The organism is Mesorhizobium sp. M7A.F.Ca.US.006.01.1.1 (genome assembly GCF_003997935.1).
GTDB lineage: Bacteria > Pseudomonadota > Alphaproteobacteria > Rhizobiales > Rhizobiaceae > Mesorhizobium.
The window spans coordinates 35,334-44,413 of record NZ_RZQL01000021.1; the positions used below are offsets into that span (position 1 = coordinate 35,334).

Genomic DNA, 9,080 nt, shown 5'->3' on the forward strand with positions numbered 1-9,080 from the left:
ATACGCCTGTCTTGTTGTTGCCGTATTCCCAGCCTGCCCGTGCTGCAGCGACGTTGTCAATGGCAAAGCTGCAGGCCGCTTCAATTAGGCGACGGCACCCCGGTGACCCCTGCGCGTTCGGGCCGTGCCTGGCGCTTGAATTCGAGCCCGATATGGACGAGCAGCGCCGTGACCACAACCGCGCCACCGATGATGGTGCGCCCCGACGGCACCTCGGAATGGATGAGCCAGACCCATATCGGGCCGAGGATCGGCTCGAACGTGCCGAGCAGCGCCGCGATGGCCGCCGGGATCAACCGCGCGCCGGTGGCGAAGAAGGCGAGGCCGAGGCCGAGATTGACCACGCCGAAGGCGAACAGAAAGCCCATGTCACTGACTGACACGGTGAAGGTCGATGCCTGCGAGACGGCAAAGCCGGCCGCGAGCATGGTGCCGAGGCACGTCGCAGGCGTCATGCGCACGCCGGAAAACCGCCGGGTGATGACGGTGGCGACCGAGAACATGACCGCGATCAACAGCGCCAGACCGTCGCCTATGGGCGAGACGGCGCCATCAAGCGATTCCGACACCATGATGGCGACGCCGGTGATGACCGCGGCGATTGCCACCCAGGTGGCGACACCAACCCTTTCGCGAAACAACGCCCAGGCAAACAGCGCCGCCAGCAACGGCACGCCTGCCTGCATCAAAAGGATGTTGGCGACGGTGGTGTAGGCCAGCGCCACGACGAAGGCGGTCGATGCGGTGGCAAAGCAGATCCCGACGGCAAGGCCGGGCAGACCCATGTCGCGGAACAGCTTCCGCGTGCCACGCCAGCCGTCACGCCAGACCATGAAGCAGACCAGGAAGGCGGCTGCCCAGACGGAGCGCCAAAAAATGACCGTCCAGCTGTCACCGACGGTGATGAAGCGGGCGATGGTGCCGCCGAAACTCCACATCAGCGCCGACAGGAAGACCAAAAGCATGCCGACGCGTTCCTCGCGCGGCGACACGGCTGGCGATGCGACGATTGGCGATGCGGTATTGGTCATGGCTGCCACTGTCGGTGTTTCCGGCGGTGCACGATGTGCAATGGGCGACAAGGACGTGCCATTTTCGCCTAATGCATCGGCAACGGCCGCCGGGCGTGATCCAGCTTCATGTTCCACTTTGGCGCACTGGTGAAACGCCTGGACCAAATTCGCCCTGCTGGGGTTGGCTGATCATCCCAATCTAGGAGGAAGCGTTCCTGTTGCCCCGAATGAGCCGCCAAAGGCCGGCCAACGGAATCAGCAGGATCAGACCGAATTTCTTCAAGGCGATGAGCGCCACCGCCAGAAGACCAGCCTTTGCCGCCAATTTCCCGGCGATGAGGCCGCCAATCCCAACCGCGGCGACCGTGTCGGTGCCGGGCAGGAAATCCGTGTATCTCTTGCCCGTGCTGAAGCCCGCCAGGCCAAGCACTTCATCCAGGCTCTGCTTTATCTCCGGCAACTGCTCCACATTGGCGATGTAACTCATCACGAAGACGCCCTCCCTGCCAAGGAAACGGACATCGTAGTTGAGCGTGTGGACGGCGTCGTTTCCGAACTGGAGTTCCTTGGCCCAATGCAGACGCTTGTTGACGGCATCATAGACTGGCGGCGAAGCCCAACCGATCAACGTGACGGGCGGAAAACCGTCCTTCACCCGTTGATCGTTGCCCGACAAAGTGTCGGCCTTCATGCTGCTCAATAGTTCGCTGTAATTGATGGAGGCAGCGTCGCCGTCATCGACATAACCGATCTTTTCCCAGCGCAGCTCTATTCCCCAATTGTTGTCGGCGATGGGGTCGTAATTGCTCGGGAAGATCATGCCGATCGCGTCGGAACCGGCATCGGGTGGGTTACCCCAAGCCTCGGTCAGGACCGAGACGGCGTCCTTCTTATCCAGAAAATAGAACTTGCCCTTGAGGTCGAGGTGAATGCCTTCGGCGAGGTCTATCGGTCCGGTCTTTGGATCTATCTTGTCCAGGAATGCCTTGCCGGCATCATTGTACTGTTTGTAGGAGCTGAAGAAATCCGAGGATTTTTCTGCATATGCAGATGAAGCTGAGAGGGCAAATGTCAGCCCAAGCGAAAAAACCGTCCTGCCCATCGCCGCCCCCCAGCCTTGCGTATTTTCGTCTTGATACCTCGTCGTCAACGCCGAATCAATATTTCGATCGGCAATACTATCTAGGGAAGACTCCGCAGCCTTCGCTGCCGGACGAAAGATATTCTTGCCGACTCATGTCGTCACTGGAAATCGAAGGCGCTCAGGCCCGTCACCATCTCGTCGAGGCCGAGCGGACGCGTCACCGGCGGTTCGGCCCGCGCCAGGCAGCCGACGCGTTCGCAAAGCCGGCAGGCAGGCCCGACCGGCGTCGCCGCGATGCTGCCGGCCTTTGCGGTGATTGCCGCACCGGGCAATGCCGCTCCATAGACGATCTCGTCACGAAAGCCGATGTCGCAACCGAGCAGCAGCGCGGTGCGGCGCGGACGTTCCGAGAACGCGCCTTGCGGCCCTTCCAACGTGCGGGCGATGCACAGGAACTCGGCGCCGTCGGGCATTTCCACTGCCTCGACGAAGACCTGGCCGGGCTGGGTGAAGGCGACATGCACGGGCAGTTTGGGACAGCCGCCGCCAAAGCGGCTTTGCGGAAAGCCCTGGCTGCCGGCCTTGCGGAAGCGGTTGCCGGCATTGTCGACCTCCAGCATGAAGAACGGCACCCCCGAGGCACCCTGCCGCTGCAGCATGGTCAGCCGGTTGGCTGCCTGTTCGAAGGAGACGCCGAAGCGCGAACGCAGGACATCGATGTCGTAGCGGGCGCGCACGGCAGCCGCGTGAAAGGCCTGATAGGGCATCATCAGCGCATGCGCCGCATAACGGCCAAGTTCGAAGCGGGCCAGGCGGCGCGCCTCGTCGGTGCTCAGCTTGAGCGCCTGGATCTCGCCGGCGACCGCGACCGTCATGCGGATCAGGCAGGCCTCCATCGCGACTTCGCGCAGCTGGTCGAACGGCGACAGCCGTTCGGACAGGAACAGGCGCTGCGAATGACGATCATAACGGCGGCGCCAGTTCGGCATGGTGGCGACCGGCAGCACCTTGACCACGATGCCATATTCGCGCTTCAGCCAGGCCTTCAGCGCGCCGAACAGATCGTCGCCGGGATCGAGCACCGAGGTGAACGCCGCGGCCTCCTCCTCGAGGGCAGCGAAATGGTTCGGCCGGCGCTCGAAAATCTCGTGCACCTCGTCGATCGGCAGTCGCGCGCCGGAAAGCGCCGTCGCCCGACCTTCGCGCGCCAAAAGCTCGTTGAGATCGGACAGGCGCTCGGCCTGCTCGCGATAGGCGCGGAACAGCTTTATCACCGCCGCTGACGCATTGGGCGCCGCCTCGGCAAGCTCGATCAGCTCCTGATCACCCGGCAACTCGCCGACGAGCAGAGGATCGGTGAACACTTCCTTCAAGGCAGCGACAGATCCCCTCGCCTCGCCCTGAAGCTCGTGTGGATCGACCTTGTAGACGGAGGCCAATCTGAGGATCAGCTGCACCGTCAGCGGCCGCTGGTTGCGCTCGATCAGATTGAGATAGGACGGCGAAATGCCGAGACCCTCGGCCATCGCCGTCTGGGTCAGGCCCTTGGCATTGCGGATGCGGCGGATGCGCGGCCCGGCGAAGATCTTCTGGTCAGCCACGGACTGTCCTTTACAGCAATTTACACGAACTTTCTGGGCTCTGGCCTTTTACAATAATGACAAATTTACAACGCGCCTCTGTCAAACGCAACACAGGTTTTCTCTTATATTCCGTCGGTTTTCTGGATTTTTGTGGTTGTTTTCGCGCAGAAATGTAAATCCAGTCATATCCAAATACCCCAAATGCTTGGCGCCTTGATACAGCTCAGCAATTCCTCGGAGTGACCAATGACTGATTTTTACAACCTCGTCCCATCGGCCCCGGAAGGTCGCTTCGACGGTATCGAACGGCCCTACTCCGCGGCGGATGTGAAGCGCCTGCGCGGTTCGGTGCAGATCCGCCAGAGCCTCGCCGAAATGGGCGCCAACCGGCTGTGGAAGCTCATCCACGAGGAGGACTTCGTCAACGCGCTCGGCGCCATGTCCGGCAATCAGGCAATGCAGCAGGTGCGCGCCGGGCTTAAGGCGATCTACCTGTCGGGCTGGCAGGTTGCCGCCGACGCCAACACGGCTGGTGCGATGTATCCGGACCAGTCGCTCTATCCGGCCAACGCGGCGCCGGAACTGGTCAAGCGCATCAACCGCACGCTGCAGCGCGCCGACCAGATCGAGACCTCCGAAGGCAACGGGCTTTCGGTCGAAACCTGGTTCGCGCCGATCGTTGCCGACGCGGAAGCCGGCTTCGGCGGACCGCTCAACGCCTTCGAAATCATGAAGGCCTTCATCGAGGCGGGCGCCGCCGGCGTCCATTATGAGGACCAGCTGGCGTCGGAAAAGAAATGCGGCCATCTCGGCGGCAAGGTGCTGATCCCGACCGCGGCGCACATCCGCAACCTCAATGCCGCGCGCCTGGCGGCGGACGTGATGGGCACGCCGACCCTGGTCGTCGCGCGCACCGATGCGGAAGCCGCCAAGCTGCTCACCTCCGACATCGACGAGCGCGACCAGCCTTTCGTCGACTACGACGCCGGGCGCACGGTCGAAGGTTTCTATCATGTCAGGAACGGCATCGAACCCTGCATTGCCCGCGCCATCGCCTATGCGCCTCACGCGGATCTGATCTGGTGCGAGACCTCGAAACCCGACCTGGCACAGGCCAGGAAATTCGCCGAAGGCGTGCGCAAGCACCATCCCAACAAGCTGCTCGCCTACAATTGCTCGCCGTCGTTCAACTGGAAGAAGAACCTCGACGACGCGACGATCGCCAGGTTCCAGAAGGAGCTCGGCGCCATGGGCTACAAGTTCCAGTTCATCACGCTCGCCGGCTTTCACCAGCTCAACTACGGCATGTTCGAACTGGCGCGCGGCTACAAGGCGCGGCAGATGGCGGCCTATTCCGAGTTGCAGGAAGCCGAGTTCGCGGCCGAGGCCAATGGCTACACCGCGACCAAGCATCAGCGCGAAGTCGGCACCGGCTATTTCGACGCCGTGTCGATGGCGATCACCGGCGGCCAGTCGTCGACCACCGCCATGCATGAATCGACCGAGCACGCGCAGTTCAAACCGGCCGCGGAATAGCGAACAGAAGAACTCAGAGGAAACGCCCAACAGGGCTTGGGACACAAGGAGAAGACCAATGGCATCGATAAGCCGCGTCAAGGAACGCGCCGAGGAACAGTCGACGACGATGAGCGTCGACCAGCAGGCGACGATCCGCATGCTGGCCAACGACCTGCACCGCCTCAACCAGTCAGTGATGAAGGCGGTCGAGGCGGGCGTCTCGGTGGAACTCGTGCGCTCGGCACGACATCACGGCGGCGACGGCAACTGGGGCGATCTGCTGATCCCGGTGATCGTCACGCAGCAGAGCCACGGCTGACCGAAATCCATGCAACCGACGCTTCACCTGCGCAGCCCCTGCGCGGGTGAATTTTCTTTTTATGAGATGCACGTGTGGACAGTTGAGTACAGTAGCGTTGCTTGAAATTCACTGCTCCCGGAGATGATTTCGGCACTTTTATTTCAACTTGACATAGGCTCCGATCTCACGCCAATTGCGCTCCGGATTCAACTCTGCATTGAAATAGGGGCGAGCTTCTTGGCCGACTTGTGTGCCCGGTGAATCGTGAAGGCGAGACTCCAAGACATCCGAATCTGGTGACCCGCGACTCAACCACCGAGGCGATCCGTGATCCGTCGCAGGTGCTTGTCGTCGGCAAATCGCCAATCAATCGCGTGGTGATTTCAAAGATCGTCGAGCGGTCCGGGCTCAAGCCGATTTCGGAATCTCCCGACACGGCGGCAAGGATCTTGCGGTCGCTCATTCCCGGCGCGGTTGTCCTGGACGGCGGCGCCGACAACAAGGACTGCGACGGCCTGATGTCCAGCATCGACGCGTTGCGCCGCGCCTCGGGCAAATCGCTGCCACCGGTAATCCTGCTGTCAACCAAGAACGGCACGACGGAAAGTCTGGGCCTGTCTGGTATCATCGACGTGGTGGTCGCCAAGCCGATCACGCCCGAACGGTTGCAACCGGTGATCGATCGCCTCATCGGCCGCTAAGGCAATTGCGGGAAAGTGTGTAACGGTTTTTCCGTCCGGAATTGAGCAAACCAGGTAAGGCCCGGCGATCACGGATCGATGATGCTTTCGATCAGTCCGGGCAGTTGTCCGAGATCGGATATCTGGCGGAACCTCGATTCGGTTACCGGCGCTTCGACATGCTCCAGCACCCAGGTTAGTTCATGCGGCACATGGACACCCCAGCCGCCGGCCTCGATGGCCGGCACCACATCCGACTTCAGCGAGTTGCCGACCATCATGCTTTTCGCCGGACCATCGCCGTGGCGGTTGAAGAGCCTGCTATAGGTGGCGGCATTCTTGTCGCTGACGATCTCGACCGCGTCGAACAGATCGCCCAGGCCAGAGCCAGCCAGCTTGCGCTCCTGGTCGAAGAGGTCGCCCTTGGTGATCAGCACGAGGCGGAATGCGCCGGCAAGCTTTTCGACCGTCTCGCGGGCGTGCGGCAAGGCCTCGATCGGATGGCTCAGCATCTCGCGGCCGGCATCGAGAATCTCCGCTATGACCGAGGCCGGCACGCGGCCTTGCGTGACCTCGATCGCCGTCTCGATCATCGACAGGGTAAATCCCTTGATGCCGAAGCCATAGACGGCGAGGTTGCGCCTTTCAGCCTCCAGCAATCGTGCGGAGATCTGCTCCGCTTCGCCATGGTCGACGAGCATGGCGGCAAAGCGCTTTTCCGTCAGCCGGAAGAACTGCTCGTTCTGCCACAGCGTGTCGTCGGCATCGAATCCGATCGTAGTCAGTTTGCCGTTGGGCCGCATTCAGTTTCTCGATTAAGATTTGGGGCCTCGATTGGAAGTGGGACGGCCGAAACTAGGCCGATTGGCGTGATTTTCAACCGCGCCGGCCAATGCCCGACGCGGCTCCCCTTCCCTTCCATAGGAGGGCACGGCTATACTCCACAATCCGCAACCCAATCTGGTGAATGATGCCGCCTGCAAAAAAGGAAGTCCGTCCGTCGAGCCGCGGAGGACGCGCCCGAACGCCTGCCTTCGTGAAAAACCAACGGGGCGTCAAGAACTGGAAGGAAGTCAGCGCCTGGCTGGAGTGGCGCGGCATCGAGGACATCGAGTGCATCACGCCCGATCAGGCAGGCGTCGCGCGTGGCAAAATGATGCCATCGAAGAAATTCACCTCCAACACCTCGCTGGCCCTGCCATCGGCAGTCTTCATGACGACGATTTCCGGCGGCTACCCCGAGGATGGCAACGGCTTCCATTACCCGGAAGACGACGGCGACCTCAAACTGATGCCCGACCTGTCGACGCTGACGGTGGTGCCCTGGGAAGAAGATCCGACGGCAGCGGTCATCTGCGACCTCGTCCACCAGGACGGACGATCGGTCGAGTTCACGCCGCGCAATGTGTTGAAGCGTGTGGTGGCTGCCTATGACAAGCTCGGCCTGAAGCCGGTGGTGGCGCCCGAGATCGAGTTTTATCTGGTGCGCAAGAATCCCGACCCGGACTATCCGCTGACGCCGCCAGTCGGCCGGTCGGGACGCGCGATCGGCGGCGGCGCCGGCTATTCGATCGCCGGCGTCAACGAATTCGACGAGCTGATCGACGACATCTACCATTTCTCCGAAAGCCAGGGCCTGGAGATCGACACGCTGATCCACGAGGAAGGTGCCGGCCAGCTGGAGATCAACCTGCGCCATGGCGACCCGATCGAACTGGCCGACCAGGTGTTCATGTTCAAGCGCACCATTCGCGAGGCAGCGCTGAAGCATGAGATCTATGCCACCTTCATGGCCAAGCCGATCCAGGGGCAACCCGGCTCCGCCATGCACATCCATCAGTCGATCATCGACAAGAAGACCGGACAGAACATCTTTTCGGCCGCTGACGGCTCGGAAACCGACGATTTTTTCCACTTCATCGGCGGCATGCAGAAGCATGTGCCGAACGCGCTGGTGATGTTCGCACCCTATGTCAATTCCTACCGCCGGCTGACACAAGCGGCGTCGGCGCCGGTCAACAACAAATGGGGCTATGACAACCGCACCACGGCGTTTCGCGTGCCACGCTCGGATCCGGCGGCACGGCGCGTCGAAAACCGCATCCCGTCCTCCGACGCCAACCCCTATCTGGCGCTGGCGGCATCGCTTGCCTGCGGGCTGATCGGCATCACCAACAAGATCAAGGCCGAGCCTCCCGTCCTGACCACAGCCAATGCCGACGAAATCGACCTGCCGCGTGGCCTGCTCGAAGCCGTCGACCTGTTCGAGGGCGACGAGGAACTCTGCGCGCATCTGGGCAAGTCGTTCGCCGCGACCTATGCGGCGATCAAGCGGGCGGAATTCGAGACGTTCATGGAAGTGATCAGTCCGTGGGAGCGGGAGTATTTGTTGCTGAATGTTTAGGGAATAGGGCAGTAGGGCAGTAGGGCAGTAGGGCAGTAGGGCAGTAGGGCAAGGATGACGGCCAAGATTGAATCGTACAGGGATTTAATTGTCTGGCAGCAAGCTATGGATCTGGCGGTATCGATCTACGAAACAACCAGAGCTTGGCCAAGGGATGAACTCTACGGACTGACGACTCAGGTACGCCGTGCAGCACCTCCGTTCCCGCCAACATTGCCGAAGGTTACGGACGAGAAAGCCGAGCTTCCTATCAGCAATTTCTCAGGATTGCCCAGGGATCCCTCAAGGAACTGGAGACCCATCTGCTGATCGCGCAACGCGTCGGAATCGCCTCGCACGAGACGGTCGAACCATTGATGACCCGCAGTGAGAGTGTAGGAACGCTCTTGCGGCTTCTGATCCGAAAACTGTCACCGGAATAGCCCCACCTACTGCCCTACTGCTACTGCCCTACTGCCCTACTGCCCTACTGCCCTACTGCCCTACTGCCCTACTGC

At 61.5% G+C, this 9,080-nt stretch carries 8 protein-coding genes and 1 pseudogene; 5 read left to right on the forward strand and 4 right to left on the reverse strand.

Annotation, left to right across the window (positions count from 1 at the left end; translation table 11 throughout):
• Window positions 1-80: 80 nt before the first annotated feature.
• From EN943_RS06420 to EN943_RS06430, 3 genes are all read right to left on the reverse strand, one after another.
• Window positions 81-1,031 (reverse strand): DMT family transporter, encoded by a 951-nt coding sequence (locus EN943_RS06420; protein ID WP_127411958.1) that lies wholly within the window; start codon window positions 1,029-1,031, stop codon window positions 81-83.
• A 181-nt stretch (window positions 1,032-1,212) separates the two neighbouring features.
• Window positions 1,213-2,115 (reverse strand): DUF2167 domain-containing protein, encoded by a 903-nt coding sequence (locus tag EN943_RS06425; RefSeq protein WP_127411959.1) that lies wholly within the window; start codon window positions 2,113-2,115, stop codon window positions 1,213-1,215.
• A gap of 140 nt (window positions 2,116-2,255) precedes the next feature.
• Window positions 2,256-3,698: an XRE family transcriptional regulator gene (locus tag EN943_RS06430; protein WP_127411960.1), complete on the reverse strand. Its 1,443-nt coding sequence runs from the start codon at window positions 3,696-3,698 to the stop codon at window positions 2,256-2,258.
• A 228-nt stretch (window positions 3,699-3,926) separates the two neighbouring features.
• On the opposite strand from EN943_RS06430, the gene aceA reads away from it, so the two are divergent.
• The 3 genes from aceA (at window position 3,927) to EN943_RS06445 (ending at window position 6,200) form a co-directional block, all read left to right on the forward strand.
• Window positions 3,927-5,216, forward strand: coding sequence for an isocitrate lyase (gene aceA, locus EN943_RS06435; RefSeq protein ID WP_127411961.1), 1,290 nt, complete (start codon window positions 3,927-3,929; stop codon window positions 5,214-5,216).
• Between the two features lie 58 nt (window positions 5,217-5,274).
• Window positions 5,275-5,517, forward strand: a complete 243-nt coding sequence (locus EN943_RS06440) for a hypothetical protein (protein ID WP_006202762.1) — start codon at window positions 5,275-5,277, stop codon at window positions 5,515-5,517.
• A 275-nt stretch (window positions 5,518-5,792) separates the two neighbouring features.
• Window positions 5,793-6,200, forward strand: coding sequence for a response regulator (locus EN943_RS06445; protein WP_245475612.1), 408 nt, complete (start codon window positions 5,793-5,795; stop codon window positions 6,198-6,200).
• Between the two features lie 68 nt (window positions 6,201-6,268).
• Here the strand turns inward: EN943_RS06445 and EN943_RS06450 are convergent, their stop codons facing one another.
• Window positions 6,269-6,982 carry an HAD family hydrolase gene (locus EN943_RS06450; protein WP_127411963.1) on the reverse strand — a complete coding sequence of 238 codons (714 nt, stop codon included), beginning with the start codon at window positions 6,980-6,982 and terminating at the stop codon, window positions 6,269-6,271.
• Between the two features lie 164 nt (window positions 6,983-7,146).
• Here EN943_RS06450 and EN943_RS06455 point away from each other — a divergent pair, with 164 nt between their 5' ends.
• Entirely contained in the window at window positions 7,147-8,583 is a 1,437-nt protein-coding gene (locus EN943_RS06455; RefSeq protein ID WP_027035719.1) for a glutamine synthetase family protein, read from the forward strand.
• 54 nt (window positions 8,584-8,637) lie between these two features.
• Window positions 8,638-9,005 (forward strand): annotated as a pseudogene (locus EN943_RS06460) (four helix bundle protein).
• The last annotated feature ends 75 nt before the right edge of the window (window positions 9,006-9,080 follow it).

Excerpts from the sequence above, each read along its gene's own strand:
- aceA (WP_127411961.1), top strand. The coding sequence starts at position 3,927 with ATGACTGATTTTTACAACCTCGTCCCATCGGCCCCGGAAGGTCGCTTC.
- EN943_RS06455 (WP_027035719.1), top strand. The coding sequence starts at position 7,147 with ATGATGCCGCCTGCAAAAAAGGAAGTCCGTCCGTCGAGCCGCGGAGGA.
- EN943_RS06440 (WP_006202762.1), top strand. The coding sequence starts at position 5,275 with ATGGCATCGATAAGCCGCGTCAAGGAACGCGCCGAGGAACAGTCGACG.
- EN943_RS06425 (WP_127411959.1), bottom strand. The coding sequence starts at position 2,115 with ATGGGCAGGACGGTTTTTTCGCTTGGGCTGACATTTGCCCTCTCAGCT.
- EN943_RS06450 (WP_127411963.1), bottom strand. The coding sequence starts at position 6,982 with ATGCGGCCCAACGGCAAACTGACTACGATCGGATTCGATGCCGACGAC.
- EN943_RS06420 (WP_127411958.1), bottom strand. The coding sequence starts at position 1,031 with ATGACCAATACCGCATCGCCAATCGTCGCATCGCCAGCCGTGTCGCCG.